Here is a 15,390-nt window from a genome sequence, read left to right as displayed (position 1 = left end):
GTCCTGCTCAGGTTAAACCGAGTCTGACTATCCCCGAATGGCCGGACAAAATCCTTAACTTACGTCAAGTTTGGCATCCAGATATCGTCTTCCGACCACCCCAGCTCCGCAAAGTCCCGCGCCCGCAGGTCCGCCTCGCCCGAGGAAAAGAACTCGTCCAGCTGCGGCGGCGCCACCGGCGTGGAAGACAGCATGGCATGCACCTGGCCCCGATGGTGGATCTGGTGCTGGAGCAAATGGGCCAGCAGGCGCTGGCGGCTATCGCGCTGGATCTCGCCATCGCCCCGGTCGATGGTCACCACCCGGCCCAGGCCGTCGTCGCGCAAGGCCCTGCAATAGGCGATCAGGCGGCGGTCGCTAGCCTGCTGCGCCGCCCACAAATCCGCGCAATGGCCGAATGGCTCCGGCTGCGCGAAGAACTCGCTGTAATAGTCGGGATGGGGCGGCGCGCCGCGCGCCTCGCGCTCCAGCGCATCGATGTAAAACCAGTCCACCGTAAGGATATGGTTCAGGGTCGCCTTGATCGACGGGAAAAACCCCGTGCGCGGCGCCCCAAAGTCGGCCTGCGACAACTGGGCGCAAGCGCGCAGCAAGCGGTGGTTGGCCCAGCCATTGTTATACGCCTCGGCCAGCAGATGCCGCGCCAGGCGCCGCTCATCCATCCGCAGCGCAGCGGCAATCGAAGCCCGGTAGCCTTGCGGCAGCCGCTCCGGCAACGCGTCCGGCGCGAACAGGCCGACCGCCCGATGCTCTTCGCTCAAGGCAGGCTTGAAGTCGCCCTCCAAACGGCAGGCATAGGTGACGATGAAGACGCATTTACCCGGCACCACCTCGAACAGATAGCTATCGAGCGGCGCCCCCACGCGCACTAGCAGGCCCAACTCCTCCGCCACCTCGCGCGCCAGGCATGCCGCCGCGCTTTCGCCCGCCTCGATCCGACCGCCGGGCAGCTCCCACTCCCCGCGCTCATTGAGCAGGAGGACAACGCGGCCATCGGGCGCGCAGAACACGCCTTTAACAGAAACAGGAAAATTCATTCGGTATGCAAATCCTGGATGCCGGGCGCGCTTTCAAGAATCGCGCGCACGGCGGAATAAAGACCCGCGACCGTCTCCGCGCGCGGATCGCGCCCGATCAGCCGCGCCATCAAGCCGCAATCGGCAAAGACATAGATCTGCCAGCCCTCCTCGGCGTTGGCGCAAGCGACATACAGCTCGCAGTCCGCCGCCGCCACCGGCACGCACCAGGCAAAATCCTCGGGAATCACCTCACCCAGCGCCTGGTAGCCGTGCGCGGGCAACTCTTTCGCCACCCAATCGGCCAGGCTGCGGCCAAAGATGCCGGGATTGGTCAGCTTGTCCTCGTCCTGGACAATGTCGAATTGCGTGGATTGGAACATCAGGATCGGGCTATGCATGCTGATGCTCCTTCCATCTTCACTCGTGCGGTATCTGCGCGAACGCTGTGTTGAGGCGCCGCACCATGGCGCCGTTCATGCTGGCGGTATGCCTGTTCCAGCGGTCCATCGAATGCTGCAGCTCATTGCGCAAGCGCTGTGCCAACTGGATCTCGCCCGCATTGGCGGCCCAGATCGCAAACTCCGCACGCGCCTCAAAGCTGCCAAAGCGGTTCACCGTGTTTTCAAACTCGGCACGCGCCTCGTCACGCCGGCCCGCACCGGCCAGTGCCTGCGCCATCAACAGGCCGCACTGCTCCGCACGGAAGTTGGCATCGGCGCGGCGCGCAAACTCCAGGTGTTCAAGCGCCTTGCCAAAAGCGCCGGAGGCCAGGCTGGCACGCGCCGCACCCAGGCGGATGTCCAGGTCCGAACCGAAAGCCCCCTGCAGGCACGCCTCATACGTGGACGCCGCCTCCGCCGCCTCGCCCGCCTCCAGCATGGCTGCGGCCAGGCGCATCTGGTTCTGCGCCGTTGGCGTAAAGCTGAACGCCTCGCGCGCCTCGCGCAACTCGCGTCCCGGGTCCAGCATACGGCCTGCGGCAACAACCGCCTTGCGCGCACCATGCTGCATGCGGGAACTCGGCAGGTAGATAGCAAAGAAGTACACCAGGCTACCCAACAACGGGAAAGAGAACAGGATCAGCAGCCAATACAGCTCCCGTCCGCGCCGCACCGCGTGCACTGCAAAGAAAATCGCCACCAGAATGTGCAAACCCAAACCTACAAACGGCATTTCCGTTCCCCAGAATTATTAGTATTTTGATTATAGTCGAGCGTCGCGCACCGGTTCCAGGTGAATACTGAGGCCATCCGCCGACGTGCGGATCGCCGTCGGCACATACTGCACCCCGGCATAGCGCAGCTCTTCCGGCCGCCAGCTGTAGATTGCGGTATCGCGCGTCAGCGTATCTGCCAGCAAGCGCGCCGCGCTGCCCACCTGCGTCTGGGTGCGCTCATCCAAGCCATCCAAAGTGAAATTATCCAGCCGCGCATCCGCCAGCATCACGGCGTTGCGCTCAAGGTCGATACTCAAGCGCCCCGACAGCGACAGGCTGCCGGAAAACCGCCGCCGCATCAGCGGCGAACCGACCGTCAGCATCGCGCTCAAGGCGATACGGTCGTTCGGCAGCGTGGACAAGCGCGGTTGCTGCAAGCGCAACTCAAAGAGGCCCAAAGCCCGCTGCTCGAGCGGGAAACGCTGGTCGATATTGCGCTGCAGTTTGGACAGCGGCACCTCATAATCGCGCGGCCCGGCAAACGTAGCGCAGCCGGACAGCAGCGCCATCGCACCGCCCCCCGCCAGCAGCGCCATGGCGGCAGCCGCGCGCACGGCACGGCGTCTGTGTTGGTTCATCTTAGGCTCCTGTGTCATAGTGCCTGCGACTATAGCGAGGATCAGGCATGGCGAGTGTAACCATTGGTATCGCAGGCTGGTCGCTGCCCGGCCCGGACAGGGTGCTCTTCCCGCCCGCTGCGGAAGGCAGCAACCTGGCGCGCTACGCCGCCGTATTCAACGCCGTCGAAATCAATTCTTCATTCTACCGCCCTCACCGCCCGGAAACCTACGCCCGCTGGGCCGACAGCGTACCGGCCGGCTTCCGTTTCGCCGTCAAACTCCCGCGCAGCATCACGCATGAAAAGCGCCTGCACAACGCCGGTGCAGAGCTCGACCAGTTCACCGCCGAGGCAGGCACGCTCGGCCTGAAACTAGGCTGGGTGCTGGTGCAGACCCCGCCCAGCCTGCGCTTCGATGCCGCCGCCGCCGCCGCCCTGTTCAGCGGCCTGCAAGAGCGCCTGGCCGGTGGGCCGCAACTGGCGTGCGAAGCACGCCACGGCAGCTGGTTCACCGACGAAGCGACCGCCCTGCTGCGGCAACTGGACGTGATCCGCGTGGTCGCCGATCCCCCGGCCGGCGTCGCCGGCCCCTACCTCGCCACCGCCGCCGGCGCCAGCTATGTGCGCCTGCACGGCAGCCCGCACATCTACCGCTCCCCCTACGAGCCCGAACGCCTGGCACGGGTGGCCGCCTGGCTGGGGGAACAGCCCGGCCAAGCTCTGGTCATCTTCGACAACACCATGTCCGGCACCCAGGCCAGCCAGGCCCTGCAACTGCGCACCCTGCTGCAAGCCACCTGACAGTTGCAAAAAAACCACTTGCAGCGCTGCAAATCAGTGTTATAGTTCACTACAACACCAGTCCATTAAATCACCAACACTGGAGGAAATGATGTATGTGGAATGAAAACCGTCCGATCTACCTGCAGCTGAAAGAGCGGGTTGTCGGCATGATGCTCGACGGCCTGCTCAAGCCCGGCGATGCACTGCCCTCGGTGCGCCAGGTCGCGGCCGACTATCAATTGAATCCGATTACCGTGTCCCGCGCCTACCAGGAGCTGGTCGACGAAACCTTGGTTGAAAAAAGAAGGGGATTAGGAATGTACGTTACCGAAGGCGCTGTTGATAAACTGCTGTCCTCTGAACGCGAGCGTTTTGTACGCGAAGAATGGCCCGCAATGGTAGAGCGCATCCGCCGCCTGGGCCTGGACATTGAACAACTGCTGCGCGCCACGAATGTGCCGCCACAAGGAGCCCCGGCATGACAGCCATCATCACCGCCAAACACCTGAGCAAAAGTTTCGGCAGCACTAAAGCGCTGGACGATGCCAGCTTTGAGATCCAGGCGGGCCGCATCGTGGGCCTGATCGGCCCCAACGGTTCGGGCAAGACCACCACCCTGAAAGCCATCCTCGGCCTGTCGCGCTTCGACGGCGAGCTGAATGTGCTCGGCCTCGACCCGCGCCAGCAACGCGATGAACTGATGAAGGACGTCTGCTTCATCGCCGACGTCGCCATCTTGCCGCGCTGGCTGAAGGTGAAAGACGCCATCGCCTTCTGCGAAGGGGTGCACCCGCGCTTCAACCGCGAGCGTGCCGAAAAGTACATCGCCAACACCAAGCTTGAGCCGAACATGAAGGTCAAGGCCATGTCCAAGGGCATGATCGTGCAACTGCACCTGGCGCTGGTCATGGCGATCGACGCCAAGCTGCTGGTGCTGGACGAACCGACCCTCGGCCTGGACATCCTGTACCGCAAGCAGTTCTACCACCAACTGCTGGAAGACTACTTCGACGAAAACAAGACCATCCTCATCACCACGCACCAGATCGAGGAAGTCGAGAACATCCTGACCGACCTGATGTTCATCCGCGACGGCAAGATCACCCTGGCCGCCTCGATGGACGAAATCGGCGACCGCTACACAGAAGTGATGGTGCAGCCTGAATACATGACCGCCGCCAGCGCCCTGCAGCCCCTGCACCAGCGCACCGTGTTCGGCAAGGCCGTGATGCTGTTCGACGGCGTCTCGCGCAAACAGCTCGAAACGTTCGGCGAAACCCGCACCCCAAGCGTGGCCGACCTGTTCGTCGCCAGCATGAAAGGACAATACGAATGAATACGATGAAATGGCTGATCCAGCGCGAATACTGGGAAAACAAGGGCATGCTGTTCTGGGCCCCCGCCATTGTGGGCAGCCTGATGGTGCTGTTCTCCGGCGTGATGGTCGCCTTTGGCATGAACATGAACCTGCAGATCGACGGCGAAAAGATTGCGCGCTTCCACGAGATGACCACCATCGAACGGCACGACCTGGCCAACGCGTTTGGCGCCGCCTTCCCGATGGTGGCAACGCCGCTGTACATCCTGATGGCGTTCCTGATCTTCTTCTACTGCCTGGGCGCCCTGCATGACGACCGCCGCGACCGCAGCATCCTGTTCTGGAAATCGCTGCCGGTGTCGGATACCGAGACCGTGCTGTCCAAGGTTGTCATGGCGCTGGTGGCAGCACCGCTGATCGTCGCCGTGATCGGCTTCATCGCCTCGTTCGCCATCATGCTGATGGGCTCAATCGCCCTCACCTTCCATGGCTTGAACATTTTCAGCGACCTGATCTCCGCCACCTCGTTCTGGCTCAGCCCATTCCGCATGCTGTCGCTGATCCCGATCTACCTGCTGTGGGCATTGCCGACGGTGGGCTGGCTGCTGATGGTATCGAGCTGGGCACGCAGCAAAGTGTTCCTGTGGGCGGTCGGCGCACCACTGATGAGCGGCGCCCTGCTGGCCTGGGCCAACGCCGGCTTCAAGCTGGGTCTCAACATCGAATGGTACTTCACGCAAGTGGTGCTGCGCCTGCTGGGCAGCGTCCTGCCGGGCAACTGGATGATCTTCGACCAAGGTGCCCGCCAGGCAATGGCGCAAGCCGACCGCGGCGACGTGCCGCCAGCGAGCCAAGTAGCCGCCTTCTACAACGAAGCCTACGCCTCCCTGGCCAGCCCGACGTTGTGGATCGGCGTTGCCGCCGGCGTCGCAATGATCGCCGCCGCCATCTATCTGCGCCGCTGGCGCGAAGAGAACTAAGCTCAGGCCGCAAACGACAAAGCCCGCCCATCAGCGGGCTTTGTTTTTCTCAAAACCGCACCCAAACCGGCGCCAAACCGGTGCCAGGTCTGTCATTCGGACACTCGAGACCAATCTTTGATATTTCTCAATACGCGAAATCGTCGACTCTCGCGTATTGAGAAAGATCAAATGCTAGCGCTAGCTGTCCGAATGACAGACCTGGCACCGGTTTTTTTGTCAGAAGTGGTACTCGGCGCGGATCATGGGGGTTTGGGCGAGGCTGCCGGGCACGTTCGAGGGGTTGCCGAATTTGTTGCGCCAGTATTGGTATTCGATGCCGGCCTTTAGCTTGCCGGGCTTTAAGCCGGCGGCGGTGCTCAGGTCGTACATCAACTGCATGTCGAGGTTGGTCTCGGGGGCGGTGGGGCCGCCGAATTCGTTGCGGCCTTTGCTGCCGATGTAGTTCACATAGCCTTCAAACGACCAGCCGCTGCCCAGCGGGATGCCCCAGGCGGCGTTCAGCATGGCGTGCGTGTCGTAGCGGTAGCGCTTGGGCACGCCGATCGGGTTGTTGCTTTCCCATAGCGCGAGCAGGCTGATATTCAGGAAGCCGGGGACGTCCACCATCAAGGTCGGGCCGGCCACCAGCATCTGCTTGCGCGAGGCGTAGCCTTTGTCGTTCTTGTGGTTCCAGTCGAAGCCTGCGGTCAGGCCCAGGCCGCGCATGCCTGCGCCTTTGAACTCTTTGCCACTCAGCTTGCCGATATCCCAGGTGTGGCGGTATAGCAGGTAGGCCTCGGTCGCACTGTCGTCCTTGCGGTCGGACTTCAGGATGTCGAGATTCATGTAGTTGCTGCCGTAGGCGTGGCCGCTGGCGTGCGTCAGGTTGACGATGTGCTTGCGGATGTCCTGCGGGTTGTACGGCTCGGCGAAGCGGGTGCCGAAGCGGTAGCCGACGGTGTTGTCCATCCAGTCCAGCGCCTGGGCTGGTTGCGCGGTGCCGAGGGTCAGCAAGGCTGCGGTGACGGTCGTGGTGAAGTGCTTCATATGCGGCCTCCCCTTTAGCGAATTTTGAGCGTGGCGTCGAGCTTGAACAGGCCGACCACTTCTTCCAGACGTGCAGCCTGTTCGCTCAGGGACTGGGCGGCGGCGGCGGCTTGTTCGACCAGCGCGGCGTTCTGCTGCGTGGTGTTGTCCATTTGCGTGACGGCTTGGTTGACCTGGTCGATGCCGAGGCTTTGCTCCTGGCTTGCGCTGGCGATTTCGCTCATCAGGCCGGCGACGTTCTGCACCGATTTGACGATGTCCTGCATGGCGGCGCCGGCGGAATCGGCGAGCTTGCCGCCGTCGGCGACTTGCTGCACCGATTCGGTGATCAGCTCTTTGATCTCTTTCGCTGCGGCGGCGCTGCGTTGGGCCAGGTTGCGTACTTCGCTGGCGACGACGGCGAAGCCGCGCCCTTGTTCGCCGGCGCGCGCTGCTTCGACGGCGGCGTTCAGCGCGAGGATGTTGGTCTGGAAGGCGATGCCGTCGATCACGCCGATGATGTCGGCGATCTTGCTGGAGCTGGCGGTGATCAGCTGCATCTTCTCTACCACCTGCTCCACCACCTGGCCGCCGCGCCGCGCGGAATCGGCGGTACTGGCGACCAGCTTATTGGCCTGGTCGGCGTTGGCGGTGTTGTTATGCACGGTGGAGGTGAGCTGCTCCATGGCGGCTGCGGTTTCCTCCAGGTTGGACGCTTGCGCCTCGGTGCGGGCGGACAAGTCCATATTGCCGCTGGCGATGTCGTCGGTGGCGGCGCCAATGGCGCGGCTGCTGTCGCGCACGCGCAGGATGGTGCCGTTGAGCGATTCGACGAAGCTGTTGAAGGCGCCGGCCAGGGCGCCGATTTCGTCTTGCGATTGCACCGGCATGCGGCGCGTCAGGTCGCCGCCGCCGCGCGCGATGTCTTCCAGCAGTTCGGCGGCTTGCGCGACCGGGGCTGCGATGGCGCGGGCAATGACGAAGATGGCGAGCATGCCGATGCCGCCGCCGAGGATGGCGGCAATCAGCGATGTCATGGCGGCGCCGCGCGCGATGCCGGCCAGGACTTCGGCTTCTGGTACTTGCGCCACCAGGTAGGCGTTGAGCTCGGGGATGAAGGAGGATGCCACCAGTTGCTCGCCTTCGCCGTCCTTGAAGCTGTCGGCGACGAAGGCTTCGCTGCCAAGCAGGCGTTTGGCCAGCGCGGGCGACATGCCGGGCAGCTCGGCCAGGGCGTGTTTGCCATCCACCAGTTTGGGGTCGCGGTGGATCAGGACCATGCCGTTGGCGCGCACCAGGTAGACGTAGCCGGACTGTCCGAGCTTGTAGTTGCGCACTGCTTCGGCCAGTGCGTTCACTGACAGGCCAAGGCCGGCGGCGGCCAGCTTGCCACCTGCGGTTTGCACGCGGGTGTTGATGAACAACATATAGGAGTCGGCGCTGACGTCTTTGTCGATGTCGAGCTGGTATTGCGCGCTGCCGGACAGGAAGCCATAGAACCACTGGTCGCTGGCGGCCTTTTCGTTCAGGGTGCGGTCGTAGCCTTTGTCGGTGAAGTACTTGCCGGTGGCGCGGGAAACCCAGAACACGGTGGCGGCATTATTCTTGGTCTTGAGTTCTTTGGCCTGGGCGGTCCATGCTGCCACGCCTTCATCCGGCACGCCGGCGTCTTCCCATGCGCCGATAAAGGTGTTGTTGGCCAGCGATTGCGATACCGCCAGCGGGGTGGCGATCTGGCGCAGCACGTCGTTGCGGATGGCGGCCACCTGCGCGGGAAGCTCCTGCCGCAGCACGCGTTCGCGCGCGGCCTGGCTGGTCTTCATGATGCTGAGGGTGGATGAGATGACGATGAACAGCAGCAGGCACAGGCCCATGCTGAGAAGAAGTTTGTGCCGGATGGACAAGCGGCGCAGCAGTTCCATTCATACTCCCCAAGGCGTTAGTTGTTATGGGTCAAGCATAACAACCCCTCGGGGCCGCCACAATCAATCCAGTTGAATATGGCGGATTCTCACAACAGCTACTGCTACTCGATTACAGCGCGCAGTTCGGCGACTTGGGCGGCCAGTGCGGCCACTTCTTCGCGCAGCGAGGCGACTTCCTGCTCCAGGGCTGCGACACGGTCGGCGCGCGAACCGCTGCCAGCGCCCTCGCCCGCACCGCCAGCGGCGCCGCCGAAAGCGCCTGCGGTGGCGTCCCGTGCCAGGGCATCTTCACCGCCCAACAGGTGGCCGTAACGCGGTTCGCGCGAGCCTGGCGCCAACGGCAGCTTGGCCACCAGCGGCGGGTATTTGTCGATCAGGAACTGCAGCGCTGCTTCCACGTCGGCCACGGATTTGAATTCGTGCATGCGGCCGGTGCGGGTGCGGATCTCGCCTGCGGTCTGCGGGCCGCGCAGCATGAGGATGGTGAGCACGGCCAGCTTGTCCTGTTCCAGCGTCCACTTCATGCGCATGCGGTGCTCGTACTTGACCACGCGCGCGCCGGATTGGCTGACGGTGGAAACCAGCTTGCGCTCGCCCAGGCGGGCCAGCACGTCGGCCACGGTGTCTTCGCTGATCTGCATCACGGGCTCGCGGCTGGAGAGCTGGTTGCAGCCGTTGGTCAGGGCGTTGAGGGACAGCGGATAGTTATCCGGCGTCAGGCCTTCTTTTTCGGCCAGTACCGCGAGTACGCGGATTTCAAACGGGTCCAGAATGTCGTCCATTTTTTTTCCTTATTCGACCAGTTTGTTGAGTTCTGCGGTATCGAGCTTGTCGCAGGCTTTGAGGTCCGGACAGGATAAACCCGCCGCCTTCATGGCTGCCGACAGGCGTTCGATTTGCTGCTCCTGCACGACCGCGTGGGCGATCAGGCTATGCAGGGCTTTGGATAGCGGGTCGTCGCCGTTCGCGGTCACGCCGTAGGCGGAGAACAGGTGCGAGGCGGGCGACGGGGCGTGGTCCTTTTGTACCAGGTGGGCCGGGTTGCCGACGGCGGTGGCGCCTGCGGGGACGGGTTTGATCACCACGGCATTGGAGCCGACCTTGGCGTACTCGCCGACGGTGAAGCCGCCCAGCACCTTGGCGCCGGCGCCGATGATGACGCCGCGCTCCAGCGTGGGGTGGCGCTTGGCGCCGGCGTGCAGCGAGGTGCCGCCGAGGGTCACGCCCTGGTAGATGGTGCAGTCGTCGCCGACCTGCGCGGTTTCACCGATCACGACGCCGAAGCCGTGGTCGATGAAGACGCGGCGGCCAATCATGGCGCCGGGGTGGATCTCGATGCCGGTGATGATGCGGGCCAGGTAGGAAATGAAGCGGCCCAGCCATTTCAGGCCATGCGTCCAGCACCAGTGCGCCCAGCGGTGCATGACGATCGCTTGCAGGCCGGGGTAACAGGTCAGCACCTCCCAGCCGTTACGAGCTGCGGGGTCGCGCTCGATGATGCTGCGGATATCGTCACGGAGGTGGTGGAACATGGTGGTGCTGGGGGAGTTGGTTGGGGAACTATCATAGCGCATCCGGGCGGGGGATGCAGGCGGCACGGCGCGGGTCAGACCCTTGGGTCTGACCCTGGTTTACCGGGTTCAGCCTTCCTTGGCAATCCGCTGGCGGCGCGCCTCGTACAGACAGACGCCGGATGCAACGGAAACGTTCAGCGATTCAACGGAGCCAAACATCGGAATCGACACCAGCACGTCGCAGGTTTCGCGCGTCAGGCGGCGCATGCCCTCGCCTTCCGAACCCATGACAATCGCGGTCGGGCCCGAGTAATCGCCTTCGTACAAGGTCTTGTCGCCGTCGTCGGACGTACCGATCAGCCAGATATCGCGCTCCTTCAGCTCGCGCAGGGTGCGCGCCAGGTTGGTCACGGTAATGAACGGCACCGACTCCGCCGCGCCCGACGCCACCTTGGCAGCGGTAGCATTCAAGCCCACCGAACGATCCTTCGGAGCGATCACCGCATGCGCGCCGGCGCCGTCGGCCACGCGCAGGCAGGCGCCCAGGTTGTGCGGATCGGTAATGCCGTCCAATACCAGCAGCAGCGGCGGGCCTTCCACCATATCCAGCAGCTCGTCCAGGTTGCGCGCCAGCGACAGCTGCGACGCGAACGCGATCACACCCTGGTGGCGGCGGGTGCCGACGATCTTGTCGAGGCGCTCGGATTCCACCGGCATCACGCGCACGCCGGCCGCTTTCGCGTTGGCGATCAGGTCTTTCATGCGGCGGTCATCACGGGCATGGTCGAAGAAGATCTCTTCAACGCTGGAAGCTTCGTGGCGCAGGCGCGAGGTCACGGCGTGGAAGCCGAAAATCATTTTGTTCTTGGACATCGTAGTTCTCAAAATAAGTCCGGCGCCGAAGCGCCGGACGGGGTGCTTATCGTTTCTTCTTAGGCTTGGCAGCCTTGGTCACGCGCTTGGCGCTGGTCTTGGGGTTGGCTTTCGCCTTCGGCTTGGCCGATGGGCGCGCCGCCGGGGCGGATGGCGCAGGCGCCGCGCCACGCTTCGGTGCCGCCCCGCGCTTCGAGTCGGCGCGGCCCGTGGCACGGGTCGGCGCCTCTTCGCGCGCGCTGATCGACGGCGCCGCGGCGCGGGCCGCCTTGCGCTTGCGCGCCACGCCTGGATTATTGTCCTCGTCGTCGAAGCTGTCGAAATCGCCGAGGGAGCCAACCAGGCCGCCGCCCTTGCGGGACGGCTTCTTGCCCTGCGGCGGCAGCGTAGAAATCTCGCTGTCGGCCAGGCGCAGGTCGATCTTGCGCGACTCCAGGTCCACCCGCACCACCTGCACATTGACGCGGCCGGTCAGCTGGAAACGCTTGCCGGTGCGCTCACCGCGCAGTTCATGGCGCGCCTCGTCGTACTCGTAGTAATCGGCGCCCAGGTCGGTGATGTGTACCAGGCCTTCCACGAACAGCTGGTCCAGCTGCACGAAGATGCCGAAGTTGGTCACGCCGGTGATGATGCCGCTGAACTCTTCGCCCAGCTTATCCTGCATGAAGTAGCACTTCAGCCAGGCTTCCACATCGCGCGACGCCTCGTCGGCGCGGCGCTCGTTGGCCGAGCAGTGCACGCCCAGCGCGTCCCAGATGCTCGGATCGCCCTTGGCTTTCTTCTCCTTGCCTTCCTGCTTGTCCTTCAGGGCCTGGCGCCGTTGCGCGTTCGAGATGGTGGTGTTCAGCACCGACTGGTCGGCCACCTTCGGCTCGTACTTCTTGCCCGCCAAAATCGCCTTGATGGCGCGGTGGGTCAGCAAGTCCGGATAACGGCGGATCGGGCTGGTGAAGTGGGCATACGCCTCATACGCCAAGCCGAAGTGGCCGATATTGTCAGGGCTGTAGACCGCCTGCTGCATGGAGCGCAGCAACATGGTTTGCAGCAGCTGCGCGTCCGGACGCTCCTTGATCTTCTTCATCAAGTCGGCATAGTCGCGCGCCACCGGCGTGTCGCCGCCGCCGAGCGACAGGCCGAGCTGCTTCAGGAAATCGCGCACCTGGGTGAGCTTTTCCTTGGTCGGGCTGGCGTGGATACGGTAGGTGCCAGGGTGCTTGTGGCGCAGCAGCAGGTCCGCCGCGCACACGTTCGCCGCCAGCATGCACTCCTCGATCAGCTTGTGCGCATCGTTGCGGGTGCGCGGGATGATCTTCTCGATTTTGCCGGACGGGTTGCAGACGATATAGGTCTCGGTGGTTTCGAAATCGATCGCACCGCGTTCCTGGCGCGACTTCTGCAGCGCGTGGTACACGTCGTACAGGTTTTGCAGATGCGGCACGATTTCCGCGCGGCGCGCCGCCTCCGGGCCCTTGGTGTTGCCCAGGATCGCCGCCACCTCGGTGTAGGTCAGGCGCGCAGCCGAGTGGATCACGGCCGGATAGAACTGGTAAGCCTTCACCTCGCCCTGCGCGGTGATCACAGCATCGCACACCAGGGTCAGACGGTCGACGCGCGGGTTCAGCGAGCACAGGCCGTTGGACAGCTTCTCCGGCAGCATCGGGATCACCCGGCGCGGGAAGTAGACCGAAGTGCTGCGCTCGATGGCATCGCCATCCAGGCCGTCGTTCGGCTTCACGTAGTGCGACACGTCGGCAATCGCCACGATCAGGCGGAAGGCGTTGCTGCGGCCGATCTTCACCGGCTCGCAATAGACGGCGTCGTCAAAGTCGCGCGCATCTTCGCCGTCGATGGTCACCAGCGGCACATCGCGCAGGTCGACGCGCTCGCCCCAGTCGGATTCCTTGACAACGTCCGGCAGCTTGGAAGCCTGCTTCAGCGCGGCATCCGAGAAAATATGCGGCACGCCGAACTTGCGCACGGCGATCTCGATCTCCATGCCAGGGTCATCCATATCGCCCAGCACTTCCACGATCTTGCCCGACGGCTGCTTGAAGCGGCCCGGCTGCTCAGTCAGCTCGACGCTCACGATCTGGCCCGACTTGGCCTTGCCCACGGCGCCCTGCACCAGGATGTCCTGGCTGATGCGCTTGTCTTCCGGCGCCACCACCCACGCCCCGTTTTCCTTCAGCAGGCGGCCAATGATATGGGTCGTGCCACGCTGCACCACCTCGACAATGGTGCCTTCCGGGCGGCCACGGCGGTCATAACCGACCACACGCCCCAGCACCTTATCGCCGTGCAGCACCTTCTGCATTTCACGCTCGGCCAGGAACAGGTCTTCGCCCGGCTCATCCGGGATCAGGAAACCATAGCCATCGCGGTGGCTGGAGACGCGGCCGGCGATGAATTCCGAATGGTCGGCCAGCACGTAGAAGCCGCCGGTATCGGAACGGATCTGGCCGTCGCGCTCCATGGCGTTCAGGCGGCGCGTCAGCACGGCGTGGGATTCAGCTTTGACTTTGAGCGACAGCGCCAGCGTGCGCAGGTCGAGCGGCGCTTTGGCGCTGCGGAAGATGCCGAGAATTTCTTCGCGGCTAGGAATGATATGAGTGGAGTTCAAAAGGTTTTCAGTAATCTTTTTATTGGTTGTTAGTGTAACAGGAAGGGCCGCGTACAAAAATCTTTCGCAGACCCTTTGACTTCGGCAGAGTTTCCTCTATAATTCTGGCTCTCGCAGCGATGCGGGAATGGCGAGTTGATGTGCAGCGTGGAATGAAAGTTCATCTGGCGCAAAACTCACCAAAGCAGTATGATAGCAGATGTTGCTAATGCCCACGTGGCGGAATTGGTAGACGCGCATGGTTCAGGTCCATGTGCCGCGAGGTGTGGGGGTTCGAGTCCCTCCGTGGGCACCAAAAATTCCGTAAAAAAGCTCATCAGTACTGAGCGCGATCCAAAGCGCGTTCAGGCTGGTGGGCTTTTTTCATTTCCGCGTCGGATTCCTTGACGCCACCAGGCGCAGCCCGCCTTACCGCATCCGCAAACACTCATCAGCGCACGCTTCTTGCGGCAGCCCTCTTACCCAACTGTTTGAGGAGAGTGCCATGAAAACATTGCTCATCGGTCTATGTTTACTGGCCGGCAGCGCCTCGGCCGCCCCGGTCTTCAACTTCACCTTCACGCCCGGCACCTCGCTGCAGGCCCAGCAAGGATTCCAGGACGCCGCCGCGCGCTGGGCCAGCCTACTGAACGACAACGTGACGATCAACTTGACGGTCGGCTTCAACCCGCTGGGCGGCGGCATCCTCGGCCAAGCGGCCGCCGCCTCCGACTTCCACACCTACGCCTCGGTCCGCACTGCCCTGGCAGCCGACGCCACCTCCGCCGCCGACGCCTCCGCCGTCGCCCACCTGCCCGGCGGCCCCAGCTTCGGCATGCTGATCAACCGCACCGCCGACAGCCCGCATGGCGCCGGCAGCGCCACGCCCTACCTCGACAACAACGGCGGCGACAACAACCAAGCCATGTACATTGCCAACGCCCAGGCCAAAGCCATTGGCCTGGCGGTCGCGCCGCAGACGCTGAGCGGCTGCATAGGCCCGTGCGACGGCTTCATCCAGTTCAACAGCGATTTCGCCTTCGACTTCGACGCCAGCAACGGCACCAACCCGAACGCCTTCGACTTTGTCGGCGTCGCCGCGCACGAAATCGGCCACGTGCTGGGTTTCATCAGCGGCGTCGACATCCTCGACTACAACGCCCCGCCGCAGAACGGCCCGTTCGAAGCCGACGAATTCACCTTCGTTTCTGCGCTCGACCTGTTCCGCTACTCCAGCCAAAGCGCCGCCCAAGGCGTGATCGACTGGACCGCCGACGCCCGCCGCAAATACTTCTCGCTCGACGGCACCACGGTCGGCCCCGAGTTCAGCACCGGCGCCTTCTTTGGCGACGGGCGCCAGGCCAGCCACTGGAAGGACGATTTATTCATCGGCCTGATGGACCCCACCGCCGGCATGGGAGAAACCCTGCACATCACCGGCAACGACGTGCTGGCCATGGACACCATCGGCTGGGACGTCACGCCCATCCCCGAACCCTCCGGCTGGGCTATGCTGGGCGCCGGCCTGATCCTGCTGACCGCCCGCCAGCGTGGTCGAAGGAACAAACTTTCATAAATGTCTTGACCGAAGGCGCG

At 63.7% G+C, this 15,390-nt stretch carries 15 protein-coding genes and 1 tRNA gene; 6 read left to right on the top strand and 10 right to left on the bottom strand.

The window, feature by feature from the left end; genetic code table 11:
- Positions 1-59: 59 nt before the first annotated feature.
- Genes GTP41_RS27795 through GTP41_RS09185 form a run of 4 tightly spaced genes read right to left on the bottom strand, consistent with a single transcriptional unit; the run spans position 60 to position 2,813 of the window.
- A complete protein-coding gene (locus tag GTP41_RS27795) occupies positions 60-1,037 on the bottom strand; it encodes a DinB family protein (protein ID WP_161025266.1) in 978 nt (325 codons plus the stop codon).
- Entirely contained in the window at positions 1,034-1,417 is a 384-nt protein-coding gene (locus GTP41_RS09195; protein ID WP_161025265.1) for a hypothetical protein, read from the bottom strand. Before GTP41_RS09195 ends, GTP41_RS27795 begins: the two co-directional genes overlap by 4 nt.
- Before the next feature lie 19 nt (positions 1,418-1,436).
- Positions 1,437-2,192 (bottom strand): hypothetical protein, encoded by a 756-nt coding sequence (locus tag GTP41_RS09190; RefSeq protein WP_161025264.1) that lies wholly within the window; start codon positions 2,190-2,192, stop codon positions 1,437-1,439.
- Positions 2,193-2,222: 30 nt separating this feature from the next.
- Positions 2,223-2,813 carry a DUF1439 domain-containing protein gene (locus tag GTP41_RS09185; protein WP_161025263.1) on the bottom strand — a complete coding sequence of 197 codons (591 nt, stop codon included), beginning with the start codon at positions 2,811-2,813 and terminating at the stop codon, positions 2,223-2,225.
- Between the two features lie 47 nt (positions 2,814-2,860).
- Here GTP41_RS09185 and GTP41_RS09180 point away from each other — a divergent pair, with 47 nt between their 5' ends.
- From GTP41_RS09180 to GTP41_RS09165, 4 genes are all read left to right on the top strand, one after another.
- Positions 2,861-3,595, top strand: coding sequence for a DUF72 domain-containing protein (locus tag GTP41_RS09180; protein ID WP_161025262.1), 735 nt, complete (start codon positions 2,861-2,863; stop codon positions 3,593-3,595).
- Positions 3,596-3,690: 95 nt separating this feature from the next.
- Positions 3,691-4,059 carry a GntR family transcriptional regulator gene (locus GTP41_RS09175; protein ID WP_161025261.1) on the top strand — a complete coding sequence of 123 codons (369 nt, stop codon included), beginning with the start codon at positions 3,691-3,693 and terminating at the stop codon, positions 4,057-4,059.
- On the top strand, positions 4,056-4,913 hold the full coding sequence (locus tag GTP41_RS09170) for an ABC transporter ATP-binding protein (RefSeq protein WP_161025260.1): 858 nt from the start codon (positions 4,056-4,058) through the stop codon (positions 4,911-4,913). Before GTP41_RS09175 ends, GTP41_RS09170 begins: the two co-directional genes overlap by 4 nt.
- Complete coding sequence (locus GTP41_RS09165; RefSeq protein WP_161025259.1) at positions 4,910-5,875, top strand: hypothetical protein; 966 nt, start codon at positions 4,910-4,912, stop codon at positions 5,873-5,875. The genes GTP41_RS09170 and GTP41_RS09165 overlap by 4 nt, the downstream gene beginning before the upstream one ends.
- A gap of 219 nt (positions 5,876-6,094) precedes the next feature.
- Here GTP41_RS09165 and GTP41_RS09160 read toward each other — a convergent pair whose 3' ends face one another.
- The 6 genes from GTP41_RS09160 to rnr all read right to left on the bottom strand — a co-directional run bounded on the left by GTP41_RS09160 (position 6,095) and on the right by rnr (position 13,815).
- Complete coding sequence (locus GTP41_RS09160) at positions 6,095-6,904, bottom strand: outer envelope protein (protein WP_161025258.1); 810 nt, start codon at positions 6,902-6,904, stop codon at positions 6,095-6,097.
- Positions 6,905-6,918: 14 nt separating this feature from the next.
- Positions 6,919-8,805 (bottom strand): methyl-accepting chemotaxis protein, encoded by a 1,887-nt coding sequence (locus tag GTP41_RS09155; RefSeq protein WP_161025257.1) that lies wholly within the window; start codon positions 8,803-8,805, stop codon positions 6,919-6,921.
- Between the two features lie 104 nt (positions 8,806-8,909).
- Positions 8,910-9,590: a YceH family protein gene (locus GTP41_RS09150; protein WP_161025256.1), complete on the bottom strand. Its 681-nt coding sequence runs from the start codon at positions 9,588-9,590 to the stop codon at positions 8,910-8,912.
- A 9-nt stretch (positions 9,591-9,599) separates the two neighbouring features.
- Complete coding sequence (gene cysE, locus GTP41_RS09145) at positions 9,600-10,340, bottom strand: serine O-acetyltransferase (protein WP_161025255.1); 741 nt, start codon at positions 10,338-10,340, stop codon at positions 9,600-9,602.
- A gap of 108 nt (positions 10,341-10,448) precedes the next feature.
- Positions 10,449-11,180: a 23S rRNA (guanosine(2251)-2'-O)-methyltransferase RlmB gene (rlmB, locus tag GTP41_RS09140; RefSeq protein WP_202419678.1), complete on the bottom strand. Its 732-nt coding sequence runs from the start codon at positions 11,178-11,180 to the stop codon at positions 10,449-10,451.
- Between the two features lie 61 nt (positions 11,181-11,241).
- A complete protein-coding gene (gene rnr / locus GTP41_RS09135) occupies positions 11,242-13,815 on the bottom strand; it encodes a ribonuclease R (RefSeq protein WP_161025253.1) in 2,574 nt (857 codons plus the stop codon).
- 210 nt (positions 13,816-14,025) lie between these two features.
- On the opposite strand from rnr, the gene GTP41_RS09130 reads away from it, so the two are divergent.
- Positions 14,026-14,110 (top strand) — tRNA-Leu (locus GTP41_RS09130).
- Between the two features lie 189 nt (positions 14,111-14,299).
- Positions 14,300-15,370 (top strand): NF038122 family metalloprotease, encoded by a 1,071-nt coding sequence (locus GTP41_RS09125; protein WP_161025252.1) that lies wholly within the window; start codon positions 14,300-14,302, stop codon positions 15,368-15,370.
- The last annotated feature ends 20 nt before the right edge of the window (positions 15,371-15,390 follow it).

The organism is Pseudoduganella guangdongensis (assembly GCF_009857475.1).
Lineage (GTDB): Bacteria > Pseudomonadota > Gammaproteobacteria > Burkholderiales > Burkholderiaceae_D > Rugamonas > Rugamonas guangdongensis.
Note: the sequence above shows the minus strand (reverse complement) of the source record. Positions and strands in the feature narration are given on the sequence as shown.

Excerpts from the sequence above, each read along its gene's own strand:
- cysE (WP_161025255.1), bottom strand. The coding sequence starts at position 10,340 with ATGTTCCACCACCTCCGTGACGATATCCGCAGCATCATCGAGCGCGAC.
- GTP41_RS09180 (WP_161025262.1), top strand. The coding sequence starts at position 2,861 with ATGGCGAGTGTAACCATTGGTATCGCAGGCTGGTCGCTGCCCGGCCCG.
- GTP41_RS09185 (WP_161025263.1), bottom strand. The coding sequence starts at position 2,813 with ATGAACCAACACAGACGCCGTGCCGTGCGCGCGGCTGCCGCCATGGCG.
- GTP41_RS27795 (WP_161025266.1), bottom strand. The coding sequence starts at position 1,037 with ATGAATTTTCCTGTTTCTGTTAAAGGCGTGTTCTGCGCGCCCGATGGC.
- GTP41_RS09150 (WP_161025256.1), bottom strand. The coding sequence starts at position 9,590 with ATGGACGACATTCTGGACCCGTTTGAAATCCGCGTACTCGCGGTACTG.
- GTP41_RS09160 (WP_161025258.1), bottom strand. The coding sequence starts at position 6,904 with ATGAAGCACTTCACCACGACCGTCACCGCAGCCTTGCTGACCCTCGGC.
- rlmB (WP_202419678.1), bottom strand. The coding sequence starts at position 11,180 with ATGATTTTCGGCTTCCACGCCGTGACCTCGCGCCTGCGCCACGAAGCT.
- GTP41_RS09165 (WP_161025259.1), top strand. The coding sequence starts at position 4,910 with ATGAATACGATGAAATGGCTGATCCAGCGCGAATACTGGGAAAACAAG.
- GTP41_RS09170 (WP_161025260.1), top strand. The coding sequence starts at position 4,056 with ATGACAGCCATCATCACCGCCAAACACCTGAGCAAAAGTTTCGGCAGC.
- GTP41_RS09155 (WP_161025257.1), bottom strand. The coding sequence starts at position 8,805 with ATGGAACTGCTGCGCCGCTTGTCCATCCGGCACAAACTTCTTCTCAGC.
- GTP41_RS09190 (WP_161025264.1), bottom strand. The coding sequence starts at position 2,192 with ATGCCGTTTGTAGGTTTGGGTTTGCACATTCTGGTGGCGATTTTCTTT.
- GTP41_RS09195 (WP_161025265.1), bottom strand. The coding sequence starts at position 1,417 with ATGCATAGCCCGATCCTGATGTTCCAATCCACGCAATTCGACATTGTC.
- GTP41_RS09125 (WP_161025252.1), top strand. The coding sequence starts at position 14,300 with ATGAAAACATTGCTCATCGGTCTATGTTTACTGGCCGGCAGCGCCTCG.
- GTP41_RS09175 (WP_161025261.1), top strand. The coding sequence starts at position 3,691 with ATGTGGAATGAAAACCGTCCGATCTACCTGCAGCTGAAAGAGCGGGTT.